Here is a 22,410-nt window from a genome sequence, read left to right as displayed (position 1 = left end):
CCGACATGCCTCTCATGGACATCAAGGTCCCCGACATCGGCGACTTCAAGGACGTCGCGGTCATCGAGGTGCTGGTGAAACCCGGCGACACCATCAAACTCGAGCAATCGCTCATCACCGTGGAGAGCGACAAGGCCTCGATGGAGATCCCGTCCTCGCAGGCGGGCGTGCTCAAGGAGCTCAAGGTCAAGGTCGGCGACAAGGTGAACATCGGCGACCTGCTCGCGGTGATCGACGGCGAGGGCGCGGCCAGCGCGCCGGCGCCCGCGGCGTCGCCCGCACCCGCACCCGCACCCGCACCCGCACCCGCACCCGCCGCGGCCAGTCCCGCGCCGGCCCCGCGCGCGGCCACGCCCGCCGCCCCGGCTTACGCCGGTGCCGCCGACCTGGCGTGCGACGTCGTCGTGCTGGGCGGCGGCCCCGGCGGCTACTCGGCCGCCTTCCGCGCGGCCGACCTCGGCCTGAAGGTGGTGCTGGTGGAGCGCTACGCCACGCTGGGCGGCGTCTGCCTCAACGTGGGCTGCATCCCCTCCAAGGCGCTGCTGCACGTGGCCGCCGTCATGGATGAGGTGAACCACTTGGCCGGCTACGGCATCGAGTACGGCCGCCCCGTGGTCAACATCGAGAAGCTGCGCGGCCACAAGGAAAAGGTGATCGGCAAGCTCACCGGCGGCCTATCGTCCATGGCGAAGATGCGCAAGGTCACCGTGCTGCGCGGTTATGGCAGCTTCGTCGGCCCCAACCACCTGGGCGTGGAGCTCACCGAGGGCGCTGGCCAGAACAAGACCGGGAGCAATCAGGTGGTGGCCTTCAAGAAGGCCATCATCGCGGCCGGCTCGCAGGCCGTGCGCCTGCCCTTCATGCCCGAGGACCCGCGCGTGGTCGACAGCACCGGCGCGCTGGCCCTGGCCGGCGTGCCCAAGCGCATGCTGATCCTGGGCGGCGGCATCATCGGCCTGGAGATGGGCACCGTCTACAGCACCCTGGGCGCGCGCCTGGACGTGGTGGAGATGCTCGACGGCCTGATGCAGGGCGCCGACCGCGACCTGGTGAAGGTCTGGCAGAAGATGAACGCGCCGCGCTTCGACAACATCCTGCTCAAGACCAAGACGGTGGCGGCCAAGGCCACGCCGGCGGGCATCGAGGTGAGCTTCGAGGGCGAGAACGCGCCCGCGCCGCAGACCTACGACTTGGTGCTGCAGGCCGTGGGCCGCAGCCCCAACGGCAAGAAGATCGGCGCCGACGCGGCCGGCGTGGCCGTCACCGAGCGCGGCTTCATCGACGTCGACATCCAGATGCGCACCAACGTGCCGCACATCTTCGCCATCGGCGACATCGTGGGCCAGCCCATGCTGGCGCACAAGGCGGTGCACGAGGGCCATGTGGCGGCCGAGGTGATCGCGGGCGAGCTGCAGGGCAAGGCCGACCTGGCCGCCGCCGCCTTCAATGCGCGCGTCATCCCCAGCGTGGCCTACACCGACCCCGAGGTGGCCTGGGTGGGCCTCACCGAAGACCAGGCCAAGGCGCAGGGCATCAAGGTCAAGAAGGGCCTGTTCCCCTGGACCGCATCGGGCCGCGCCATCGCCAACGGCCGCGACGAGGGCTTCACCAAGCTGCTGTTCGACGACTCGCCCGAGGCGCACGGCCACGGCCGCATCCTGGGCGGCGGCATCGTCGGCACGCACGCGGGCGACATGATCGGCGAGATCGCGCTGGCCATCGAGATGGGCGCCGACGCGGTGGACATCGGCAAGACCATCCACCCGCACCCCACGCTGGGCGAGAGCATGGGCCTGGCGGCCGAGGTGGCGCACGGCAGCTGCACGGACGTCCCCCCGCAGCGGCGCTGAGCCGGCTCGCTCCGAGCGACAAAAAGCCCCCGGCGGTTCAACGGCCGGGGGCTTTTTTTGGGGCAGGGCAATTCAAGCGCAAGGAGCGGAGTGTTCTGGCCGGCGGGGCTTCCTACACTGGACCCCATGCCAAGCGCCATCTGCCAGGACACCGCCGCGCCCCACGACTGGGGGGGCATCGAAGCGTCGCTCGACGCCCATGGCCACGCCGTGCTGCCCGGCCTGCTCACGGCGGCGCAATGCGAGGCCCTCGCGGCGCTTTATCCGCGCCAGGAAGGCTTCCGCTCGCGGGTGGTCATGGCGCGGCACGGCTTCGGGCGTGGCGAGTACAAGTACTTCGCGTACCCGCTGCCGCCGCTGCTGCACGAACTGCGCCACGCCCTGTATCCCCGGCTGGCCCCCATCGCCAACCGCTGGAGCCAGCAGCTGGGCCTGGCCACGCGCTACCCGGACGGGCTGGACAGCTTTCTGCGGCGCTGCCACGGGGCCGGCCAGACGCGGCCGACACCACTGATCCTGCGGTATGGCGAGGGCGACCACAACTGCCTGCACCAGGACCTGTACGGCGAGCTGGTCTTCCCGCTGCAGGTGGCCATCCTGCTGTCGCGGCCCGGCCGGGACTTCGAGGGCGGCGAATTCGTCATGACCGAGCGATCGGGCGAGGGCCAGCGCGCGGAGGTGGTCCCGCTGGACCAGGGCGACGCGGTGGTGTTCACCGTCCATCAACGGCCGGCCACGGGCCGGCGCGGCGTGCGCCGGCTGGCCATGCGGCACGGCGTCAGCCGCGTCCACGCTGGCCTGCGGCACACGGTGGGCCTCATCTTCCACGACGCGGGTTGAGCATGGAAACGCTGGATCTGTTCGAGCCGGGCGAGCGCCAGCAGCGCCTGGGGCCCGGCGCCTGGCTGCTGCACGGCTTCGCCCTGCCGTGCGTGCCGCAGCTGCTGGCCGCCATCGCGGCCATCGAGGCGGTGTCGCCGTTCCGGCACCTGGTGACGCCGGGCGGTTTCACCATGTCGGTGGCGATGACGAATGCCGGCGAGCTGGGCTGGACCAGCGACCGCCGGGGTTACCGGTACAGCGCCATCGATCCCGAGCGCGGCAGGCCCTGGCCGGCCATGCCGCCCGCCTTCGCCGGCTTGGCCCACGAGGCGGCGGCCGCGGCGGGCTTCGAGGGCTTCGCGCCCGACGCCTGCCTGATCAACCGCTACGCGCCCGGCGCGCGGCTGTCGCTGCATCAGGACCGCGATGAGCGCGACCATTCGGCGCCCATCGTGTCGGTCTCGCTGGGCCTGCCGGCCACGTTTCTGTGGGGCGGCCAGGCGCGCACCGACCCGACGCTCAAGTTGCCGCTGCGGCACGGGGACGTGGTGGTCTGGGGCGGCGCCGATCGCCTGCGCTTCCACGGCGTGTCACCGCTCAAGGACGGGTCCCACGCCGTGCTGGGCCCGCAGCGCATCAACCTCACGTTCCGTCGGGCAGGATGAACATGAACGCCAGCATCACCGTCGCCTACCGCACCGAGGACGAGCGCTGGGCCGCGGTGCAGGCCCGGGAAGCCGCCGCCGACGGGCACTTCGTCTATGCCGTGCGCACCACCGGGGTGTACGGTCCGCCCAGCTCGGCGGCGCGGCGGCCCCGGCGCGAGAACGTGGCCTTCTTCGATTCGGCCGACGCGGCCGAGGCGGCGGGCTACCGACCCAGCCGCCGCGCCCAGGGCGACCAGACCCGCGCGGCGGCCGCGCGGGCCGAGCGGGTGGCGCGCGCCTGCCGGCTCATCGAGGCCGCGCAGACGCCGCCCTCGCTGGACGGCCTGGCGGCCGAGCTCGGCATGAGCCCCTTCCACTTCCACCGCCTGTTCAAGGCCGAGACGGGCCTGACGCCCAAGGCCTATGGCTGGGCCTACCGCGCCCGCCGGCTGCGCGAGGAACTGGCCGCGCCCAAGGCGTCCATCACCGACGCCATCTACGGCGCGGGCTTCAACTCCAACAGCCGCTTCTACGAGGCCGCCGACCAGTTGCTCGGCATGCGGGCGCGCGACTACCGGGCCGGTGGCGCCGGGGCGCAGATCCGATTCGCGGTGGGGCAGTGCTCGCTGGGCGCGATCCTGGTGGCCCAGAGCCAGCGCGGCATCTGTTCCATCCTGCTGGGCGACGACCCGGAGGCGCTGGTGCGCGAGCTGCAGGACCAGTTTCCCCGGGCCCGGCTCATCGGCGGCGACGCCGCCTTTGAGCGCTGGATCGCCGAGGTCGTGGGCTTCATCGAAGCGCCCGCGATCGGCCTGCGGCTGCCATTGGACGTGCAGGGCACGGCCTTCCAGGAGCGCGTCTGGCGCGCCCTGCGCGAGATCCCGCCGGGCACGACCGCGAGCTACGCGGAGATCGCCGAGCGCATCGGCTCGCCCCGGGCGGTGCGCGCCGTGGCGCAGGCCTGCGGCGCGAACCGCCTGGCCGTGGCCATTCCCTGCCACCGCGTGGTGCGGTGCGATGGCGACCTGGCCGGCTACCGCTGGGGCGTGGACCGCAAGCGCGAGCTGCTGCGCCGCGAGGCCCTGGCGTGATGGGGCCGAGCGCCACGGTGTCCATCGACGCGCCCGTCGACGCGGCGGTCGAGCACCTCGACTGGGCCTCCCTCGCGGCGCAGCTGGACAGCGAGGGCCACGCCCTGCTGCCCGGCTGGCTGGGCGGCGAGGCGGCGCGCGGCCTGGCGCGGCGCTTCGCCGCCTCGGCCACCGCCCGCGTGCCGCTGGCCGCCCTGGGCCTGGGGCGCGGCGAGGCGCTAGGCGTCGACGGGCCGCTGCCGGCGCCGCTGGCGGCCTGGCGCACGGCGCTCTACCGGCCCCTGGCGGGCATCGCCAACCGGTGGAACGAGACCCTGGGGCTCGATGGCCGCTACCCGGCGGCGCTGGACGGCCGTCGGTTGGACCCGCGGCGGGCGGGGCCGGTGCGGTGGCCGTGCTGCCTCAGCCGGCTCGGGGCCGGCGACGAGCTGCTGCTGCACCCGGGCCCGGTGGGCGACGCCGCGTTCCCGCTGCGGCTCGTCGTGCTGCTGTCGCAACCCGGCCAGGACTTCGAGGGCGGCGACTTCGTGATGACCGAGCAGCGCCCGCGCATGCAGTCGCGCCCGCTGGTGCTGCCGCTGCGGCTGGGCGACGCAGCCATCATCGCCACGAACCAGCGCCCGTTCCAGGGCGGCCGGGGCCATTACCGGGTGCGGATGCGGCACGCCATCGGTCGCGTGCGCCGAGGCGAGCGCCTCGGTCTGGCGCTGGACTTCCCCGCCGCTCCCTGAGGCCATGCGGGGGCGGCGCCCGCCTCAGCGCTCCGCGGCCCGCGCGGTCTCAAGGCTGGCTGGGGCCGGCGCCTTCGGGCACGCGGCGGGCGCCATTGAAGCGCTTGTTCCAGTAGGCCACGCGCATGTCTTCCACCCGCACCTGGGCGCCGGCGCGGGGCGAGTGAACGAACTTGCCGTCGCCGATGTAGATGCCCACGTGGCTGAAGGAGCGGCGCAGGGTGTTGAAGAACACCAGGTCGCCGGGTTGCAGCTCGCTGCGCTCGATGGGCTGGGTGGCGGCGGCCTGCTCGTCGGAGCGGCGCGGCAGCAGCTTGCCCATGGACTGCTCGTACACGGCGCGCACGAAGCCGCTGCAGTCGAAGCCGGTGTCGAAGGAGTTGCCGCCCCATTTGTAGGGCACGCCCAGGAAGGCCAGGGCGTTGATCACCAAGCTGGAGGCCTGCTGGCCGGCAGTGGTGCCGGCTTGATGCACCTGCTCGCCCAGGCGGCTGATGAAGCCCTTGTCGGCGAGCATGGACTCCATGTTTTCCCAGCTCCCGCTGGGCGGCGCGGCCTGTGCCACGGCCGAACAGCCAAGGAGGAGGAAGGGGAGCCAGCGGCGCATGGGCGTGGAGGGTAGTGGCTGCCACCTCTCCCGTCAACTGAAAAAAGCCTTGTAACTGCTTGATTCAGGCCGATTTTGTTGCTTTGGTATTCGTTGGCAAGCTCACCATCATGGGCTGGCCGGGTTGGGTGCAGCCGCTGTCGCAGCAGCGGCCGGGCTGGCGGTTGCGCGTGATGGCGCGCGCCGGATCGGCGCTCAGGCCGCGCTCGAGCAGGCGCTCCACCAGGTCGACCTTGTCGCCCACCGGGTAGTGGCGCCAGATTTCCTGTTTCATGGCGGCCGGCGAGCCGCCGCCGTGCAGGCTGATGACGCTGTACCAGCCGCCCTGGTAGCCGGCGGTGAGGTCTTCGATGAAGCGCGCGGCCTGGATGCGCTGCTCGTAGGGCACGTCCGGGCTGGCGCGCAGCACGTCGGACAGCCGGCCCGCCGTCTCGGGGTTGTGGTCCTCGTCGGGGCCGGGCAGGGTGACGATGAGGCCGCCGCTCACGGTGTGCGCGAGGCGGTGCATGTCGTAGATCTTGGTGGCCAGCAGCAGCTTGCCGATGTTGGCGAACACCGGGTCGGGCATGAAGACCTCGGCGTGTTCGTCGCGCCGTCCGTAGACGCTGGCCGCCACGCCGCAGGCGTAGAAGCCTTCCACGATGGTGATCAGCTCCACCATCTGTTCGCGCAGGTGGCTTTCGGCACCCGGGTCGAAGCCGTTGGCCTCGCACATCAGCGCGCCGGCGCCGATCAGCAGGTCGCCGAAGCCGGCGCGCGCGGCGATGCAGGTCTGGCGGTGGTGGGTGGCGTAGCTGTAGGTGAGGTGGCCGGAGTGTTCCCACTCGCCAGCCAGGAACACGCGCTCCCAGGGCACGAAGACGCGATCGAACAGGCACACGCCGGTGCTCTGGCCGAAGCGGCGCGAGAAGAGGGCGTCGCCGTGCTCCAGCCGTTCGCCGGGGCGGCCCGCGGGCCGGGCCACGATGGTCAGGCCTTCGGCGTCCACCGGCACGGCGCAGCAGACGGCGAAGTCGGCGTCGGCCTCGCCCATGTTGCGGCAGGGCATGACCAGCAGTTCGTGCATATAGGGCGCGCCCGTGACGATGGCCTTGGTGCCGCTGATGACGATGCCCTTGGCGTTGCGCTCGACGATGTGCACATAGGTGTCGGCGTTGGCCTGCTGGTGCGGGCGGCGGCTGCGGTCGCCCTTGGCGTCGGTCATGGCCACGCCCAGGGTCAGGTCCTGGTCCTGCACGCGGTGCAGGTAGGCCAGGAAGCGGTCGCCACGTTCGCGCCCGCCGCTGGCGTCGTCCAGCCGGGCGCTGAGCTGGGCGATGGCGTGCAGCGCGTCGTGGGTGAGGTAACGCTGGGCGCAACCGGTTTCCTGGCAGATCAGCCGCACCGCCTCCAGCTTGTTCAGCAGGTCGCCGGCGCTGGTGGACAGGTGGGTCATGCGGTTCACCGTGCGCCCGCTGGTGGGCTGCGTGGCCGTCATCAGCGGCGCGTACTTCGGCTGGTGGGCGAAGTCGTAGGTCAGGGCCACGGCGTTGATGCCGGGCCGCAGCGCCGGGTCGTCGGCCACGCTGTCCACCCAGCGCCCGTCCACGCTCACCCGAGGGCGGTAGCGCCGCAGCGACTCGCGGTAGTCGGCGCCGGTCATCAGGGCTGGCGGGGGGGCCATGGTGTTCATGCGTTTGTCTCCTGTTCGGGGGCCGTTGTTGCCGTTGAATTTTGGTAGTGACGATCAAAAGATTAAACAGTGTTCAATTCTTTGACAAGAGTTCATGAAATAAAACCAAGTTCGCCTCCCTCGCTACACTGCGCGCCATGAACGTGCACCTCGACGAGCTTCGTCCCTTGCCCAGCGCGGCCGACCAGGCCGAGGCCCAGCGCCAGCTGGAGTTGCGCCAGCAGCGGCAGCTGGCCATGTCGGACACGCGGCGGGCCCATGTGCTGGACGCGGCGCGCCGCGTCTTCGCCGACAAGGGCGTGGAGGGCGCCAGCATCCGCGAGATCGCGCGCGAGGCGGGCTATACCGCCGGGGCGCTCTACAGCTACTTCGACAGCAAGGAGGCCATCTACGGCGCGCTCCTGGCCGAGTCGCTGGACCGCCTGCTGGCCGAGGTGCAGGCCGCGCGCGCGCCCAAGGGCCAGCCGGGCCAGGCCCTGGCGGCCAAGGCCCAGGCCTGGTTCGGCTTCTACGCCAGCCACCCGCGCGACCTGGACCTGGGCTTCTACCTCGTCAATGGCCTGGCCCCGCATGGCCTGACGCACGAGCTGGACCGCGCGCTCAACGAGCGCCTGCTGGAGGCCCTGCGCCCCTGCGAACAGGCGCTGGAGGACCTGGGTCTGCCGCCCGACGCCGCGGCGCGCGAGAATGCCGCCCTGTTCGCCCACGGCATGGGGCTGCTGCTGCTCAAGCACACCGGCCGCATCCGGCTGTTCGGCCAGGCCGCGGAGGCGCTGTTCGCGCAGTACGTGGACCGCCTGGTCGAGCGCTTCGACCCCGCCGCGCCCGGCCGCACCCTGCCGCAACGCGATCTGTTCGCCGATTGACCCTTTTCCCGCTCGCCATGCTGCTCGACGCCGACGACTCCCAACTGGTGCTGGTGGACTACCAGTCCCGCCTCATGCCCGCCATCCACGAAGGCCCGCTGGTGCTGGCCAACGCGCTGCGCCTGGCGCAGATGGCCCAGGCCCTGGACGTGCCCGCCTGGGGCACCGAGCAGAACCCCGACAAGCTGGGCCCCAACCCGCCCGAGCTGCGTGCCCTGTGCCGCCGCACCCTGGCCAAGATGCACTTCAGCGCCGTGGCCGACGGCCTGGCCGACTGGCTGCGCCCGCCCGCGCGCCCGCAGGGCGGCAACGTGCGCAGCCTGCCCAAGCACCTGCAGAAGGAACGCGCCCAGACGCCGCGCGAGGCCGAGCGGCCCAGCATCGTCATCGCCGGCTGCGAGGCCCACGTCTGCCTCATGCAGACCGCGCTGGAGCTGCTGGAGCAGGAGTTCGAGGTCTGGGTTGTGACGGACGCCTGCGGCTCGCGCACCGAGCGCAACCGCGACGCCGCCTTCGACCGCCTGGCCGGTGCCGGGGCCGAACTGCTGACCACCGAGATGGTGGCCTTCGAGTGGCTGCGCACGGCCGAGCACCCCGACTTCAAGGCGGTGCAGGGGCTGATCAAGTAAGGCCCGCGCGGTCGGGCACTGGCGCGCGGGCCGCCTGGCCCGGTGGGCCAGGCCGGCGGCGCGGGCTCAGTCCAGGATGTCCAGGCGCTGCGGGCGCCAAGTGTAGCGCAGGGCCTTGAGCGGGGACTCGCAGCGGGGCTTCATGGCGCCGGCGTCGAGCAGGCCCCAGTCCTGCCGGTGGGCATTGCCCAGCACGCGCAGCCGGTGCATGTCGAAGCAGGCCAGGTCCAGCGAATCGGGCACCAGCAGGACACGGCTGGGGTCTTCCTGCATCCAGCGCCAGGCGTTGCGCTCTTGCTCGGCCACCGGGGCCAGGACACTGAAATGGGTCAGCGGCCGGTGCGAGAACAGCAGGAACTGCTCCTTGAACTGCAGCAGGCCGACCTCGTGCCGGGCGTCCACGGCGCGCTCGAGCGCTTGCATCAAGGCCTTGGGCGTGCGGTGGGCGTCCATCGCGGGCCAGACCCAGCAGGACAGCGCGAACCAGCACAGCAGCGATACGGCGGCCAGCGAGGCCAGCGCGTCGCGGCGCCAGGTGGCGGCGGCCAGGGCCAGCACGCCCACGCCCATGCCCAGCACGGGCAGGGCGATGACGGCCAGCACGTCGCCGTAGTCGTCGACCTTGGGCCCCAGCAGGGCGGGGTGCAGCCAGGCCACCGCGCCCAGCGCGGCCAGGCCCAGGCCCATCAGCACCACCACCGCCCGCAGCGCCAGGGCCGAGGTGCGCGTGCCGCCGTCGTCCAGCGCCCGCCGCCAGAGCGCGCCCGCCACCAGGCAGAGCATGGGCAGCGCCGGCAGGATGTAGACCACCCGCTTGCCCCGGCTCAGCGAGAAGAAGACCAGCACCATCAGCGCCCAGGTGAAAAGCACGCGGGCGGTGCTGTCCTCCTTGAGCAGGCGGCCCAGGCGCCGCCACTGCGTGAGCATCAGCACCAGCAAGGGCAGCCAGACGGAAGGGATGGCCACCGTGAACAGGTAGTGCCAGGCGTTGATGTGGCCCCAGGGGTTGGCGTAGCGGCCGGCGGTCTGGTGGAACAGGATGTTGTCGCGGTAGGCGCGCAGGGCATCGCTGCCGGAGGCCGCGACCGTCCACAGCATGGGCCCCAGCCACAGGGCCAGCGTGCCCAGCAGCACCAGCAGGCCCAGCCAACTCCTGGCGCCCCAGACTTTGCCCGAAGGCCCCGCGCCGGTGCGCGAGCCCCAGAGCGCGAAGGGGATGAGCATGAGCACCGGCAGGAAGCCCACGCCCTTGGTCATGATGCCCAGCGCCATGGCCGCGAAGGCCCCGCAGTACCAGCCCCAGGACGGGCCCAGCACAAAGTGCCTCAGCAGGCCGTAGCAACCGAGGGTGATCCAGAACGTCACCAGCGCATCGAGCTGCGCCGATTTGGCCTGCATGAAGAACTGGGGCGTGAACAGCAGAATGAGCAGCGCGTACCGGGCGACGTCGCGTCCCCAGAGGCGGCGGCCGATGTCGTGCACCAGCCAGAGGGTGCCCAGCCCGGCCAGCGCGCTGGGCAGCAGGAAGGCCACTTTCAGCTGGCCGGTGGCCAGGTAGAACAGGGCCACCAGCCAGATGAAGACGGGCGGCTTGTCGGGATAGGGCTCGCCGCCGCGCATCGGGAACAGCCACTGGCCGGACTCGACCATCTCGCGCGCGATCTGCGCGAAGCGCGGCTCGTCGGCCGGCCAGGGCGAGCGCAGGCCGATGCCGGCCGCCAGCACGACGAGCGCGGCCAGCAGGATGAACGCGACGGGCCAGGCCCATCCGCCGTCGGCGGGGCGCTCGGCGTGGGTCATTGCGGCTGGGCCTCGCCGCGCAGGCGCTCCAGGCGCTGCCTGAAGCCGTGGCGGTACAGGTAGACGCCCAGCGCCGTGGAGGCGGCCAGCGTGGCCAGGCTGATCCACAGGTGCGCGCTGTTGTGCAGGGCCAGGCCCGAGCCCGCGTAGGCGAACAGCAGCATCTGCGGCAGGTAGCCCAGCAGGCTGCCCACGACGATGGGCCGAAGGTCCAGCCCCGACAGCCCGGCGACGATGTTGGTGGCCAGGTTGCTGCCCACCGGCAGCAGGCGCAGGATGCAGACCCACTTCCAGGTGTCCTCGGCCATGAGCTGGCGCAGCGCCTCGACCCGCCGCGGGTACTGGCGGCGCAGCCAGTCGCCGGCGGCGTAGCGCGCCACGACCATGGTCAACAGGGCGCCGAGTCCGGTGATGAGCGTGCTGACCAGCGCGCCCTGCCATCCCCCGAGCAGGTAGCCGCTGCTGAAGGCCAGCACCTGGCGCGGGCCGCCCAGGGCCGTGTAGACAACGCCGATGGCCACGAAGGCCGGCCAGGCGATGCCCCAGTGGTAGAGGAACAGCGCGTGCAGCAGCTCCTTCTCCGTGAAGGCGCCCAGCCAGCCCTCATGCAACGCCACGAAGGCCAGGCTGAGCGCGGCGGTGAGCAGCAGCGGCTTGGCGAAGAGGCGGAGCTCGGTCTTCACGGCGTGGGCTCGCCAACGACCTCTTTGGACGACAGGGTGGGGTGCTGGCTGCGCAGCATCAGCCAGCGCACGCCCAGCATGTCGACGATGCCGACCCACACCCGGTTCCAGGCGGTGTACTTGGACACGCCGGTGCGCCGCGGGCGGTGGTTGACCGGCACCACGGCGATCCGCCCGTCGATGCGCTGCACGAGCGCGGGCAGGAAACGGTGCATGTGGTCGAAGTACGGCAGGCGTTGCCAGGTCTGCCGCGGGATCAGCTTGAGGCCGCAGCCGGTGTCGGGCACGCCATCGTCCAGCACGCGCCGGCGCACGCCATTGGCGATGCGCGACTGCAGGCGCTTCCAGCGCGTGTCCCGGCGGTTGCGCCGGTAGCCGGCGATGCAGAAGTCGGGGCCGGCCGCGCTCAGCCGGCGCGCTTCGGCGATCAGGGCGGGGATGTCAGCGGGGTCGTTCTGGCCGTCCCCGTCGATGGTGACGAGGTAGCGCCCCTGCGCGTGCTGCGCCGCCGTGGCCAGCGCGGTGCTTTGGCCGCAGCTGCGGGCGTGGCGCAGCAGCTGGCCGCGCACACCCCGCTGGCGGCATTGCTCCAGGAATTCCGCGCCGGTGTGGTCGGTGCTGCCGTCGTCGACCAGCACCACCTCGAACGCGTAGTCGGCGCCCAGGGCGGCGGCGATTTCCCGCACCAGGGGGCCGATGTTGCCGGCCTCGTTCTTGGCCGGTATCAGGACGGAGACTTCAAGGGCAGGGGGGTAGGGCATGGCGGCGTCGGTGGAAACGGAAATCGGGGAAGGCGGCGGCTCGCTGTCGGCGGGCGTCCACGGCCACAGCCGGTGCACGGCCAGGGCGCAGGCCGCGGCAATGGCCGCGCCCGCGATGACATCCAGGGGAAAGTGAACGCCCAGGGCCACGCGGCTCCAGGCGATGAGCAGGCCGGCGAGCAGGCAGAGCGCGCCGACCGCGCGCCGGGGCGCGGCCAGCAGGCCGGCGAACCCGAAGGCCAGGCCGACGGTGGCGTGGCGGCTGGGGAAGGCCGGCGAATTGCCATGCTCCAGCCACTGGGTGCCGATGCCCAGCGCCGCCGGGCGCGCCTGCGGCCACAGGCTGTGCAAGCCCCTGGCGATCAGCCAGGCGGCGCCCATGGCCAGCAGCATTTGCCAGGCGGTGCGCCGCCAGGGCTCGCCCAGGCTGAGCAGGACGGCGACCGAGAGAAAGGCGATCAAGGGGAGGTACTGGCTGGCGACGCGCGCGAGCAGCACCAGCGCGGCGGGAGCGGAAGGGGAGAGGTTCCACAGCGGCATCAGCCACTGGTTGATGGCGTCCATGGCACGTCCTGGCGGGGGCGGTGATCACGGCCGGCATCAGAACGGCGCAGGATTAAGCGGACGTTAGGCGCGGGCCCGGGCAGCGCGGGTTACTCCCGTCAGCCCCACGCAAGCCAGGTCTCCATAATTAAGAATTCAGAAGCGGTCGCCAGCCGGGGCCGGCCGCACCAGGAGACACGCATGGGATACGCCGATTTCCACCGCCGCTCGGTCGAGGACCCCGAGGGCTTCTGGGCCGAGCAGGCCCGCCTGATCGACTGGCACACGCCCTTCACCCGCGTCTGCAACAACGACAAGCCGCCGTTCACGCGCTGGTTCGAGGGCGGCCGCACCAACCTCTGCCACAACGCGGTGGACCGGCACCTCAAGGACCGCGCGCAGCAGAACGCGTTGATCTTCGTGTCCACCGAGACCGACGTGGAGCGGATCTACAGCTTCGAGGCGCTGCACGCCGAGGTGCAGCGCATGGCCGCCGTGCTGCTCGCCCAGGGCGTGAAGCCGGGCGACCGCGTGCTCATCTACATGCCCATGATTCCCGAGGCCGCCTTCGCCATGCTGGCCTGCGCGCGCATCGGCGCCATCCACTCGGTGGTGTTTGGCGGCTTCGCCAGCCATTCGCTGGCCAGCCGCATCGACGACGCCACGCCGGTGGCCATCGTCAGCGCCGACGCCGGCTCGCGCGGAGGCAAGGTGGTGCCCTACAAGCCGCTGCTGGACGAGGCCATCGCCCTGGCCCGGCACAAGCCCGCCTCGGTGCTGCTGGTGGACCGCGGCCTGGCGCCCATGGAGCGGGTGGCCGGGCGCGACCACGACTACGCCGCCCTGCGCGAACAGCACCTGAACGCGCAGGTGCCTTGCACCTGGCTCGACGCCACGGACATCAGCTACACCATCTACACCAGCGGCACCACGGGCAAGCCCAAGGGCGTGCAGCGCGACGTGGGCGGCTACGCGGTGGCGCTGGCGGCCAGCATCCGGCACATCTTCCTGGGCCAGCCGGGCGAGACCTATTTCTCCACCAGCGACATCGGCTGGGTGGTGGGCCACAGCTACATCGTCTACGGGCCGCTGATCGCGGGCATGGCGACCATCATGTACGAGGGCCTGCCGATCCGCCCCGACGGCGGCATCTGGTGGAAGCTGGTCGAGAAGTACAAGGTCACGGTGATGTTCAGCGCGCCCACCGCGGTGCGGGTGCTCAAGAAGCAGGACCCGGCCTACCTCAAGCAATACGACCTCTCCAGCCTCAAGGCGCTGTTCCTGGCCGGCGAGCCGCTGGACGAACCCACGGCGCGCTGGATCGCCGACGGCCTGGGCGTGCCCATCATCGACAACTACTGGCAGACCGAGTCGGGCTGGCCGATCCTGACCGTGGCCAACGGCGTGGAGAAGCAGCCCAGCAAATTCGGCAGCCCGGGCGTGCCCATGTACGGCTACCGCGTGAAGCTGCTGCACGAGTCCACCGGCGAGGAGCTGACCGGCGCCGATCAGAAAGGCGTGGTGGTGATCGAAGGCCCCACGCCGCCGGGCTTCATGCAGACGGTGTGGCGCGACGATGCGCGCTTCGTCAACACCTACTGGAAGAGCATCCCGGGCCAGCTGGTCTATTCGACCTTCGACTGGGGCATCCGCGACCAGGACGGCTACTACTACATCCTGGGCCGCACGGACGACGTGATCAACGTCGCCGGCCACCGCCTGGGCACGCGCGAAATCGAGGAGAGCATCGCCAGCCACGCCAACGTGGCCGAAGTGGCGGTGGTGGGCGTGGCCGATTCGCTCAAGGGCCAGGTGGCCATGGCCTTCGTGGTGGCCAAGGACGCCTCGGCGCTGGGCGACGCCCAGGCCCAGCTCCGGCTGGAAGGCGAGATCATGAAGCTGGTGGACGCGCAGCTGGGCGCGGTGGCGCGGCCGGCGCGGGTGCGTTTCGTCTCGCTGCTGCCCAAGACGCGCAGCGGCAAGCTGCTGCGCCGCGCGATCCAGGCCGTGTGCGAAGGCCGCGACCCGGGCGACCTGACCACCATGGACGACCCCGGCGCGCTGCAGCAGATCAAGGACCTGGTGGGCGCCGCCTGACCACCGCCCGGCCGGCGGCCGCCCGTTGCGGCCCGCCGCGCCCGTTCAGGCGGGCGCGGGCTCGGCCAGGGTGGCCAGCAGGTGGTCGCGGTAGCGCTCCATGGGCTTGGAGAAGTAGGCCGTGCGGCGCCAGAACAGGCCCAGGGGCGTGACCCAGGGGCCCTGCGGCGAGGCCACCGTGGCCAGACCCGCGCCCATGGGCGAGGCCAGCGTGTCCACCGTCATGGCGCTCAGCAGGTCGGTCTTGCGGATCAGCGTGGCGAACAGGCCGGGCGAGGCGTCGGCCTCCACCATCATGCGCGGCTTGTCCAGGCCGGCCTGCGCGAACAGGGCCTCGACCCAGGTGCGCGTCATGATGCCGCGCGGCGGCAGCAGCCAGGGCTGCTGGCGCAGGTCGTCCAGGGTGCCGGGGCGGCGCAGCAGCCAGTGCCCCTTGCGCGCCACGATGTGCGTTTCCTGCCGCCACAGCGGCAGGCAGGACAGCCCGTCCGGCACCGGCTCAGGGATGGCGGCGAGCGCGAAATCCAGCTCGCCGGCCTGAAGCGCGCGCAGCAGGCCGCCGCTGAGCTGCACGCTGACGAAAAAGCGCAGCGGGTCGTCGCCGCCCAGCAGCTGCGCCAGCACCGGCGCCAGCTTGGTGTCCAGGATGGTGGGCACCGCGCCTACGCGCAACTGCCCCGACTGGCCGGTCTTGAGGTCGGCGATCTCCACGCGCGTGTCGTCGACCAGCCGCGCGAGCGAGCGGCCGCGCTCGTGCAGCAGGCGGCCGGCGGCCGTGAGGGCCACGCCGCGCGGCAGGCGCTCCAGCAGGCGCACGCCCAGTTCGGTTTCCAGCCGGCGCACGGACTTGGACAGCGCCGGCTGCGTCAGGCCCAGGGCGTCGGCCGCCGCGTGCAGGTTGCCGTGCTCGGCGATGCGGGCGAAGGCCTGAAGGTCCTTGAGTTGCATGGGGCGAGCCTTGGCGGCGCTGTTCTGCGATTCCAAAACGTTATCAGAAAACCCCTGTTTCGCCATCCATGCGGGGGAGGGCGCTTCCACAATGGCCCGGCGACAGTGCCCATGAACAACGACAGGAGACAAGCCATGCCCCCCGCCTCGATCCCGTTGCGCTTCCGCTGCCTGCTGCTGGCGGCGGCCGCGCTGGCCTGCACCGGCGCCGCCGCCCAGGCCGACGCCGGCTACCCCAACCGGCCGCTGCGCGTGGTGGTGCCGTACCCGCCCGGCGGCAACACCGACGACATGACCCGCGAGGTGATGAAGGAGCTGTCGGCGCGCCTGGGCCAGACCATCGTGGTGGACAACAAGCCCGGGGCCAACAGCATCATCGGCACCGAGTCCGTGGCCAAGTCGGCGCCCGACGGCTACACCCTGGGCGTGGTGATCGGCGCCTACGCCATCAACCAGTCGCTCTACAAGAAGCTGCCCTACACGCCGCAGTCGCTGGTGCCGGTGTCGCTGATGACGCGCACGGCCCTGGTGCTGGTGGCCGCGCCGCAGATGCCGGGCGCCTTCAAGGATTTCGTCGCCCTGGGCCAGAAGGGCCAGCCGCCGCTGAGCTACGCCACCAGCGGCAAGGGGGGGGCCAACCACATCCTGGGCGAGCGCTTCGCTGTCGCCACCGGCCTGCGCGGCGCCTTCGACGTGGCCTACAAGGGCTCGAACGAGGCGCGCGGCGACCTGCTGACCGGCCGCGTGCAGTTCAGCTTCGACGCCATCCCCACCATGGAGCCGCACATCGCCAAGGGCGCGGTGCACGCCCTGGCGGTGACCAGCCACCAGCGCTCGCCGCAGCTGCCGGCCGTGCCCACCATTGGCGAGCTGGGTCACCCGGAGCTGGTGACCTACGCCTGGGCCGGCCTGCTGGCGCCGGCGGGCACGCCGCCCGCCATCGTGGACAAGCTGTCGCGCGAGATCGCCCAGGTGATGAAGAACCCCGAGTTCCAGCAGCGGCTGGCGCGCAAGGGGTCCGAGGGCATCGGCGGCACGCCGGCCGAGTTCAGCGCCTTCCTGCGCGAGGAGGTCGACACCGCTGGCCAGATCGTGCGCCGCCTGGGACTGAGCGCCGACTGATGAACCGCACCGCTTCCAAGACCGCCAAGACCGTCACCATCGGCGGCGCCTGTGCCTTCGTCGGCGACAGCATCCTCGGGCCGCGCCAGCTGGTGGCGGTGCCGGGCATGCAGTACCTGGTGTTCGACTACCTGGCGGAGATGACGCTCTCCAGCTTCGCCCACACCCGTCAGGGCGACCCGGCGGCCGGCTGGGCCAGCGAGTTCGTCGAGCTCACGCTGCGCGAGATCCTGCCGGCCTGCCAGCAGCGCGGCATCCGCCTGGTGGCCAACGCGGGCGGCCTGAACCCGGCCGGCTGCGTCCAGGCCATCGGACGGCTGCAGCGCGAACTGGGCACCCAGCTGACGGTGGCCTGCGTCGAAGGCGACGACTGCCTGGACCTGATGCCCTCGCTGCGCGCGGCGGGCGTGGTGGATTTCTACACCGGCGAGGCCATGCCGGCCGAGCTGGTGAGCGCCAACGCCTACCTGGGCGCGCTGCCCATCGCGCGGGCCCTGGCGATGGGCGCGGACATCGTGGTCACCGGGCGCATCGTCGACAGCGCGACCACGCTGGGCGTGCTGATGCACGAGTACGGCTGGACGCCAGACGACCACGACGCCCTGGCCATGGGCTCGCTGGCGGGCCACATCCTGGAGTGCGGGCCGCAGGCCACGGGCGGCATCCACACCGACTGGCACACCGTGCCCGATTGGGAAAACATCGGCTACCCCGTCATCGAATGCCACGGCGCCGAGCACTTCGTGGTGAGCAAGCCCGCCGGCACCGGTGGCCTGGTCACGCGCGGCACGGTCAGCGAGCAGATCCTGTACGAGGTGGGCGACCCGGCCCGCTACCGGCTGCCCGACGTCTGCTGCGATTTCACTGGCGTCACCGTCACCGAGGCCGGCCCCGACCGCGTGGTGGTGCGTGGCGCGCGCGGCCAGGCACCCGGCCCGCACTACAAGCTGTCCGCCGCCTACCTCGACGGCTACCGCTGCGTGGCGCAGCTGCCGGTGTTCGGCATCGACGCGGTGCGCAAGGCGCGCCGCACCGGCGAGGCGCTGCTCGGCCGGGCCCGCGCCATGGCGCTGGCGCGCGGCCTGGGCGATTTCGAGAAGGTGGCCGTGGGCGTGGTGGGCGCGGAGGACGGCTACGGCCCGCGCGCGCGCGCCTTCGATCTGCGCGAGGCGATCGCGCGCGTGGCGGCAACGCACCCGCGCCGCGAGGCCCTGGAACTGTTCTCGCGCGAGGCGCGCGTGCCCGGCGTGTCGTTCGCGCCCGGCACCACCACCGGCAGCGCGCTCATGTTCAACAGCCGGCCCGTGGTGGAGCCGCGCTACCGCCTGTTCACCTGCCTGGTGGACAAGGCGCGGCTGGCGCCGCCGCGCGTGACGCTGGACGGGCAGTGCGTGAGCGTGCCCATCCCTGCCGGTGCGCCGTTGGCCGAGGCGCCGGCCGCGGCCCCGCGCGCCGCGACCGCGACCGCGACCGGCGGGCGCCGCGTGCCACTGGTGCGCCTGGCCTGGGGCCGCTCGGGCGACAAGGGCAACACCTCCAACATCGCCGTCATCGCGCGCCGGCCGGCCTTCCTGCCCTTCATCGAGGCGGCGCTGAGCGCCGAGGCGGTGAAGGCCTACCTGGCCCACCTGGTCGAGGGCGCCGTGGTGCGCCACGCGGTGCCCGGCCTGCACGCCCTGAACTTCGTGCTGGACGGCGCCCTGGACGGCGGTGGCCCCAGCTCGCTGCGCCCCGACCCCATGGGCAAGGGCATGGCCCAGCAGCTGCTGGAGTTCGACATCCCCGTGCCCGACGACCTGGACCTCTGAGGCCGGCGAACGCTTCCCACCCGCCCGGCACCGCCCGGGCCCCACCAAGGACACATTGCATGCTGGAACTTCACTATGGCCCGGGCACCTGCTCGTTCGTGGTCCACGCCGGCCTGGAAACCATCCGGGCGGCGATCGGCCAGGACTTTGCGGCGCACGCCGTGCGCCTGCACAAGGGCGAGCACCTGAGCGCCGCGCACCTGGCGCTCAACCCCCTGGGCCAGGTGCCCGTGCTGGTGGCCGAGGGCCGGCCGCTGACCCAGGTGCTGGCCATCGCCGACTACCTGGACCGCCGCTTCCCCCAGGTGGGCCTGCTGCCCACCGACCCCTGGGCGCGCGCGCAGGCCATGTCGCAGCTCGCCTTCATGAACAACACCGCGCACCCCACCTTCGCCCACGTCTTCAAGCCCCACCTGTTCGCCGAGGACGAGGCCGTGCACGCCGAGCTCAAGCGCTTCAACACCAAGCGCTTCCGCGATCACCTGGAGCGCATCCAGGGCTGGGTGGCGCAGGCCACGCCGTTCTGGTTCGGCGAGCGGCCGTCCTTCCACGACGCCTACGCGCTCACCCTGCTGCGCTGGGGTGGCTACGCGGGCATCGACCCGCAGGGCCTGCCGGCGCTGTGGGCGCACGCGCAGCGCGTGGCCGCGTCGGCGCCGGTGGCGGCCGCCATGGCGCGCGAAAAACTGGAACTCAACGTCTACCGCGCCGCGGCCTGAGCGAGGAACCCATGGACTTTTCAAGCTATTCGTCGCTTCAGTTCGCGCGCCGGGGCCGCGTGCTGGAGATCACCATGAACCGGCCCGACAAGCTCAATGCCATCGACGAGCGCATGCACGCCGAGCTGGCGCGCGTCTTCGTCGAGGCCTCGGGCGACCCGGACAGCGACGTGGTGGTGCTCGGCGGCGCGGGCCGCGCCTTCTCGGCTGGCGGCGACATCGACTGGATGCAGAAGATGATCGACGAGCCGGGCGCCTTCGAGACCACCGCTCGCGAGGGCAAGCAGATCGTCTACTCGCTGCTGGACTGCGAGAAGCCGCTGGTGGCCAAGCTCAACGGCCACGCCACTGGCCTGGGCGCCACCATCGCGCTGTTCTGCGACGTGGTGTTCGCCGCCGAGACCGCCAGGATCGGCGACCCGCACGTCAGCGTGGGCTTCGTGGCGGGCGACGGCGGCGCGGTGATCTGGCCGCAGCTCATCGGCTACGCGCGCGCCAAGGAGTACCTGATGACCGGTGACCTGATGAGCGCCACCGAGGCCGCGCGCATCGGGCTCATCAACCACGCCGTGCCGGCGGCCGATCTGGACGCGCGCGTGGCGCAGTTCGCCGATCGGCTGGCGGGTGGGGCGGTCAAGGCCATCCGCTGGAGCAAGATGGCCGTGAACATCGGGCTCAAGCAACTGGCCCATTCGATCATGGACGCCTCGCTCGCCTACGAGGCCCTGTCCAACCGCAGCCAGGACCACCAGGAGGCGGTGAACGCCTTCCGCGAGAAACGCGCGCCGGTGTTCACCGGTCGCTGAGGCAGCGATGGCCGGTCCCGACTTCGAGCCCCCATCGCCCGCGCAGCTGCAGGGGCTGAGCGTGAGCGCGCTCATCGATCGGCGGGCGCTGCAGCGGCCCTCGGCCATCGCCCTGTCCGCGCGCGCCGCCGCCGGGCACCGCGAGCGCCTGAGCTATGCCCAGCTCGCGCGCTGGCAGCGCCGCGTGGGCGAGGGCCTGGCCCGCCGGGGTGTGGCGCGCGGCGACCGCGTGGTTGTCTACCTGGACAACGACGCCGGCCGCGAGGCGGTGCTCACGGCGCTGGGCTGCTGGGCCATCGGCGCGGTGGTGGTGCCGCTCAGCACCCGCGGGTCCGACGAGCAGCTGGCCCAGGCCCTGGCCCTGGTGCGGCCCCGCCTGGTGGTTGGCCTGGCCGCCAGCGCGCCGCGCCTCGCGGCGGCCAGCGGTGTTCCCCTGGCGCTGCTGGACGGGCCCGAACCCGCCTGGCCGGCGACCCTGGACGGGTCGGCACCGGGGCTGGCCGAGGCGGCTGGCCCGCCCGTGTCGCCCACCGAACCCGCCTGCCTGCTGTTCACCTCGGGCACCACGGCCCAGGCCAAGGCGGTGGTGCACACCCACCGCAGCCTGCTGCATGCGGGCCTGGCCATGGGCGCCGCGGTGGGGCTGGTGGCCGGTGACCTCTACCAGGGCGCGTTTCCCTTTTTCACCAGTTCCTGCCTGAACCTGGGCTGCATGTCCTCCTGGGTGCATGGCGCGGGTTTTGTCATGGAGCACCACCTGGACAGCGCGCAGCGCTTGGCCCTGGCCGACGCCGAAGGCACCACCGTCTACCACGGCGTGCCCTCGGTAATCCAGCTCATGCTGGCCGAGGCCGAGCGCGGCGCCGAGGGCCTGCGGCGCGTGCGGCGCCTGGCCTACGGCGGCGCGGCCATGCCGGCGCCCCTCATCGGGCGCGCGGCGGTCCGCTGGCCCTGGATGGAGCAGGTGCACGTCTGGGGCATGACCGAGAGCGGTCCGGCCGGCGCCTACCTGCCGCCGCACTGGCTGCCAGCCAAGGCCGGCCTCATGGGCCAGGCCATGCCGCACTGCGAGCTGCGCGTGGTGGACGGGGCGGGGCGGCCGGTCGGGCCCGGCACCCCGGGCGAGCTGCTGTTCCGCGGCCCCAGCCTGGCGGCTGGCTATTTCGAGGACCCACAGGCCACCGCGCTCGCTTTCCGCGACGGCTGGCTGCACACCGGTGACCTGGTGGTGGCCGACGGGGACGGGCTGCTGCGCTTCATCGACCGCGTGAAGGACGTGATCAACCGCGGCGGCCTGAAAGTGTCCTCGGCCGCCGTGGAGGCCGCGCTGATGCGTTTCCCTGGCATCGCGGACGTGGCCGTCGTGGCGGTACCCGACGAACGGCTGGGCGAGGAGGTGGCCGCCTGCGTCGTTCCGGCGCCGGGCCACACCCTGGACACGCAGGCCCTGGGCGAGTGGTGCCGCGCCCACCTGGCCCGCCACGAGGTGCCGCGCCGCTGGGCGGTGATGCCGGCGCTGCCGCGCAACCCCATGGGCAAGGTGCTCAAGCGCGAACTGCGCCAGGCGCTGGCGGGCGATGGCGGCTGAGCGCGCCTCCCGCCGCAGGCCCTGACGGGCTGGCTAGGCGGGGGCCGGGGGCCAGGGCTATCATCCATGCTTATATTTCCAACCAAGCGCGGATGCCATGGCCGACATGATCGCCAGTGATGCCCAGGTCGAGAAAGGGCGGGTCTTTGAACTCGCCGCCGAACTCTTCGGCGTGCTCTCCACCCCCATGCGGCTGCGCATCCTCAGCGCCCTGTGCGACCAGGAAAAGTCGGTCTCCCAGCTGTTGCGCGAGATCGACACCACCCAGCCCAACCTATCGCAGCACCTGAACCTGCTCTACCGCTCGGGCGTGCTCGCCAAGCGCAAGGACGGTACGCAGGTGTTCTACCGTGTGCAGAGCGAGAAGGCCGTGATGCTGTGCCGCACCGTCTGCACCCAGATCGCGATCGAGATGGACGAGCCGGCCTCGGTGCCGGCGTCCGAGCGGCTGTCGCCGCGCGTGGCGCCCTGAGCACGCCCGCCGGTCACGCCCGCTTCACCACCCGTCACAGTATCGGCGTGGGCTTTGGCCCATGATCGCCCCCTTGGCGCGGGGCGGTGGCACAATGCCGTCCGCAGTCAGGTCCTTCCCAGTCACTGTCGCATCCGCCAACCGGTCC

20 protein-coding genes are annotated in these 22,410 nt (G+C 72.0%); 14 read left to right on the top strand and 6 right to left on the bottom strand.

Annotated elements, in window-relative coordinates; all coding sequences use genetic code 11:
* Window positions 1-5 precede the first annotated feature (5 nt).
* The 5 genes from lpdA to JNX00_RS13715 all read left to right on the top strand — a co-directional run bounded on the left by lpdA (window position 6) and on the right by JNX00_RS13715 (window position 5,141).
* Window positions 6-1,850 carry a dihydrolipoyl dehydrogenase gene (gene lpdA / locus JNX00_RS13735; RefSeq protein ID WP_204742631.1) on the top strand — a complete coding sequence of 615 codons (1,845 nt, stop codon included), beginning with the start codon at window positions 6-8 and terminating at the stop codon, window positions 1,848-1,850.
* A gap of 126 nt (window positions 1,851-1,976) precedes the next feature.
* A complete protein-coding gene (locus tag JNX00_RS13730; RefSeq protein ID WP_204742630.1) occupies window positions 1,977-2,690 on the top strand; it encodes a 2OG-Fe(II) oxygenase in 714 nt (237 codons plus the stop codon).
* A gap of 2 nt (window positions 2,691-2,692) precedes the next feature.
* The gene (gene alkB / locus JNX00_RS13725) at window positions 2,693-3,337 is read left to right on the top strand and encodes a DNA oxidative demethylase AlkB (protein WP_204742629.1); all 645 of its coding nucleotides are present in this window, start codon (window positions 2,693-2,695) and stop codon (window positions 3,335-3,337) included.
* Between the two features lie 2 nt (window positions 3,338-3,339).
* On the top strand, window positions 3,340-4,410 hold the full coding sequence (gene ada / locus JNX00_RS13720; RefSeq protein WP_204742628.1) for a bifunctional DNA-binding transcriptional regulator/O6-methylguanine-DNA methyltransferase Ada: 1,071 nt from the start codon (window positions 3,340-3,342) through the stop codon (window positions 4,408-4,410).
* Window positions 4,410-5,141: a 2OG-Fe(II) oxygenase gene (locus JNX00_RS13715; protein ID WP_204742627.1), complete on the top strand. Its 732-nt coding sequence runs from the start codon at window positions 4,410-4,412 to the stop codon at window positions 5,139-5,141. The genes ada and JNX00_RS13715 overlap by 1 nt, the downstream gene beginning before the upstream one ends.
* 49 nt (window positions 5,142-5,190) lie before the next feature.
* Here the strand turns inward: JNX00_RS13715 and JNX00_RS13710 are convergent, their stop codons facing one another.
* Both JNX00_RS13710 and JNX00_RS13705 read right to left on the bottom strand, forming a co-directional pair.
* Window positions 5,191-5,748: a C40 family peptidase gene (locus JNX00_RS13710; RefSeq protein WP_204742626.1), complete on the bottom strand. Its 558-nt coding sequence runs from the start codon at window positions 5,746-5,748 to the stop codon at window positions 5,191-5,193.
* A gap of 64 nt (window positions 5,749-5,812) precedes the next feature.
* Entirely contained in the window at window positions 5,813-7,420 is a 1,608-nt protein-coding gene (locus tag JNX00_RS13705; protein WP_204742625.1) for a 4-hydroxyphenylacetate 3-hydroxylase N-terminal domain-containing protein, read from the bottom strand.
* 137 nt (window positions 7,421-7,557) lie between these two features.
* Here JNX00_RS13705 and JNX00_RS13700 point away from each other — a divergent pair, with 137 nt between their 5' ends.
* Complete coding sequence (locus tag JNX00_RS13700; RefSeq protein ID WP_181936364.1) at window positions 7,558-8,286, top strand: TetR/AcrR family transcriptional regulator; 729 nt, start codon at window positions 7,558-7,560, stop codon at window positions 8,284-8,286.
* Window positions 8,287-8,303: 17 nt separating this feature from the next.
* The gene (locus JNX00_RS13695; protein WP_204745068.1) at window positions 8,304-8,915 is read left to right on the top strand and encodes an isochorismatase family protein; all 612 of its coding nucleotides are present in this window, start codon (window positions 8,304-8,306) and stop codon (window positions 8,913-8,915) included.
* A gap of 66 nt (window positions 8,916-8,981) precedes the next feature.
* Here JNX00_RS13695 and JNX00_RS13690 read toward each other — a convergent pair whose 3' ends face one another.
* From JNX00_RS13690 to JNX00_RS13680, 3 genes are read right to left on the bottom strand one after another with little or no spacing between them, the layout of a single operon-like run.
* Window positions 8,982-10,715, bottom strand: a complete 1,734-nt coding sequence (locus JNX00_RS13690) for a glycosyltransferase family 39 protein (RefSeq protein WP_204742624.1) — start codon at window positions 10,713-10,715, stop codon at window positions 8,982-8,984.
* The gene (locus JNX00_RS13685) at window positions 10,712-11,398 is read right to left on the bottom strand and encodes a VTT domain-containing protein (protein WP_204742623.1); all 687 of its coding nucleotides are present in this window, start codon (window positions 11,396-11,398) and stop codon (window positions 10,712-10,714) included. The genes JNX00_RS13690 and JNX00_RS13685 overlap by 4 nt, the downstream gene beginning before the upstream one ends.
* Complete coding sequence (locus JNX00_RS13680) at window positions 11,395-12,723, bottom strand: glycosyltransferase (protein ID WP_204742622.1); 1,329 nt, start codon at window positions 12,721-12,723, stop codon at window positions 11,395-11,397. Before JNX00_RS13680 ends, JNX00_RS13685 begins: the two co-directional genes overlap by 4 nt.
* Window positions 12,724-12,903: 180 nt before the next feature.
* Here JNX00_RS13680 and JNX00_RS13675 point away from each other — a divergent pair, with 180 nt between their 5' ends.
* Complete coding sequence (locus tag JNX00_RS13675; protein ID WP_204742621.1) at window positions 12,904-14,799, top strand: propionate--CoA ligase; 1,896 nt, start codon at window positions 12,904-12,906, stop codon at window positions 14,797-14,799.
* Window positions 14,800-14,844: 45 nt separating this feature from the next.
* On the opposite strand, the gene JNX00_RS13670 is transcribed toward JNX00_RS13675, so the two are convergent.
* Complete coding sequence (locus JNX00_RS13670; protein ID WP_204742620.1) at window positions 14,845-15,747, bottom strand: LysR family transcriptional regulator; 903 nt, start codon at window positions 15,745-15,747, stop codon at window positions 14,845-14,847.
* A gap of 135 nt (window positions 15,748-15,882) precedes the next feature.
* Here JNX00_RS13670 and JNX00_RS13665 point away from each other — a divergent pair, with 135 nt between their 5' ends.
* The 6 genes from JNX00_RS13665 (at window position 15,883) to JNX00_RS13640 (ending at window position 22,262) form a co-directional block, all read left to right on the top strand.
* Window positions 15,883-16,869 (top strand): tripartite tricarboxylate transporter substrate binding protein, encoded by a 987-nt coding sequence (locus tag JNX00_RS13665; protein WP_070400031.1) that lies wholly within the window; start codon window positions 15,883-15,885, stop codon window positions 16,867-16,869.
* A complete protein-coding gene (locus tag JNX00_RS13660) occupies window positions 16,869-18,677 on the top strand; it encodes an acyclic terpene utilization AtuA family protein (RefSeq protein ID WP_204742619.1) in 1,809 nt (602 codons plus the stop codon). Before JNX00_RS13665 ends, JNX00_RS13660 begins: the two co-directional genes overlap by 1 nt.
* Window positions 18,678-18,736: 59 nt before the next feature.
* Complete coding sequence (locus JNX00_RS13655) at window positions 18,737-19,396, top strand: glutathione S-transferase family protein (RefSeq protein ID WP_204742618.1); 660 nt, start codon at window positions 18,737-18,739, stop codon at window positions 19,394-19,396.
* A gap of 11 nt (window positions 19,397-19,407) precedes the next feature.
* The gene (locus JNX00_RS13650) at window positions 19,408-20,202 is read left to right on the top strand and encodes an enoyl-CoA hydratase-related protein (protein ID WP_204742617.1); all 795 of its coding nucleotides are present in this window, start codon (window positions 19,408-19,410) and stop codon (window positions 20,200-20,202) included.
* A gap of 7 nt (window positions 20,203-20,209) precedes the next feature.
* Window positions 20,210-21,790, top strand: a complete 1,581-nt coding sequence (locus tag JNX00_RS13645; RefSeq protein WP_204742616.1) for a class I adenylate-forming enzyme family protein — start codon at window positions 20,210-20,212, stop codon at window positions 21,788-21,790.
* A gap of 97 nt (window positions 21,791-21,887) precedes the next feature.
* Window positions 21,888-22,262 carry a metalloregulator ArsR/SmtB family transcription factor gene (locus JNX00_RS13640; RefSeq protein ID WP_070400036.1) on the top strand — a complete coding sequence of 125 codons (375 nt, stop codon included), beginning with the start codon at window positions 21,888-21,890 and terminating at the stop codon, window positions 22,260-22,262.
* Window positions 22,263-22,410: the final 148 nt, after the last annotated feature.

Origin of the sequence: Hydrogenophaga sp. YM1 (assembly GCF_016903055.1) — a bacterium.
GTDB classification, from domain to species: domain Bacteria; phylum Pseudomonadota; class Gammaproteobacteria; order Burkholderiales; family Burkholderiaceae_C; genus Hydrogenophaga; species Hydrogenophaga borbori.
Note: the sequence above shows the minus strand (reverse complement) of the source record. Positions and strands in the feature narration are given on the sequence as shown.

Excerpts from the sequence above, each read along its gene's own strand:
- JNX00_RS13645 (WP_204742616.1), top strand. The coding sequence starts at position 20,210 with ATGGCCGGTCCCGACTTCGAGCCCCCATCGCCCGCGCAGCTGCAGGGG.
- JNX00_RS13675 (WP_204742621.1), top strand. The coding sequence starts at position 12,904 with ATGGGATACGCCGATTTCCACCGCCGCTCGGTCGAGGACCCCGAGGGC.
- JNX00_RS13660 (WP_204742619.1), top strand. The coding sequence starts at position 16,869 with ATGAACCGCACCGCTTCCAAGACCGCCAAGACCGTCACCATCGGCGGC.
- JNX00_RS13650 (WP_204742617.1), top strand. The coding sequence starts at position 19,408 with ATGGACTTTTCAAGCTATTCGTCGCTTCAGTTCGCGCGCCGGGGCCGC.
- JNX00_RS13670 (WP_204742620.1), bottom strand. The coding sequence starts at position 15,747 with ATGCAACTCAAGGACCTTCAGGCCTTCGCCCGCATCGCCGAGCACGGC.
- JNX00_RS13665 (WP_070400031.1), top strand. The coding sequence starts at position 15,883 with ATGCCCCCCGCCTCGATCCCGTTGCGCTTCCGCTGCCTGCTGCTGGCG.
- JNX00_RS13640 (WP_070400036.1), top strand. The coding sequence starts at position 21,888 with ATGGCCGACATGATCGCCAGTGATGCCCAGGTCGAGAAAGGGCGGGTC.
- JNX00_RS13710 (WP_204742626.1), bottom strand. The coding sequence starts at position 5,748 with ATGCGCCGCTGGCTCCCCTTCCTCCTCCTTGGCTGTTCGGCCGTGGCA.
- JNX00_RS13680 (WP_204742622.1), bottom strand. The coding sequence starts at position 12,723 with ATGGACGCCATCAACCAGTGGCTGATGCCGCTGTGGAACCTCTCCCCT.
- JNX00_RS13700 (WP_181936364.1), top strand. The coding sequence starts at position 7,558 with ATGAACGTGCACCTCGACGAGCTTCGTCCCTTGCCCAGCGCGGCCGAC.
- JNX00_RS13730 (WP_204742630.1), top strand. The coding sequence starts at position 1,977 with ATGCCAAGCGCCATCTGCCAGGACACCGCCGCGCCCCACGACTGGGGG.
- lpdA (WP_204742631.1), top strand. The coding sequence starts at position 6 with ATGCCTCTCATGGACATCAAGGTCCCCGACATCGGCGACTTCAAGGAC.
- alkB (WP_204742629.1), top strand. The coding sequence starts at position 2,693 with ATGGAAACGCTGGATCTGTTCGAGCCGGGCGAGCGCCAGCAGCGCCTG.
- JNX00_RS13690 (WP_204742624.1), bottom strand. The coding sequence starts at position 10,715 with ATGACCCACGCCGAGCGCCCCGCCGACGGCGGATGGGCCTGGCCCGTC.
- JNX00_RS13695 (WP_204745068.1), top strand. The coding sequence starts at position 8,304 with ATGCTGCTCGACGCCGACGACTCCCAACTGGTGCTGGTGGACTACCAG.
- JNX00_RS13655 (WP_204742618.1), top strand. The coding sequence starts at position 18,737 with ATGCTGGAACTTCACTATGGCCCGGGCACCTGCTCGTTCGTGGTCCAC.
- JNX00_RS13715 (WP_204742627.1), top strand. The coding sequence starts at position 4,410 with ATGGGGCCGAGCGCCACGGTGTCCATCGACGCGCCCGTCGACGCGGCG.
- JNX00_RS13705 (WP_204742625.1), bottom strand. The coding sequence starts at position 7,420 with ATGAACACCATGGCCCCCCCGCCAGCCCTGATGACCGGCGCCGACTAC.
- ada (WP_204742628.1), top strand. The coding sequence starts at position 3,340 with ATGAACGCCAGCATCACCGTCGCCTACCGCACCGAGGACGAGCGCTGG.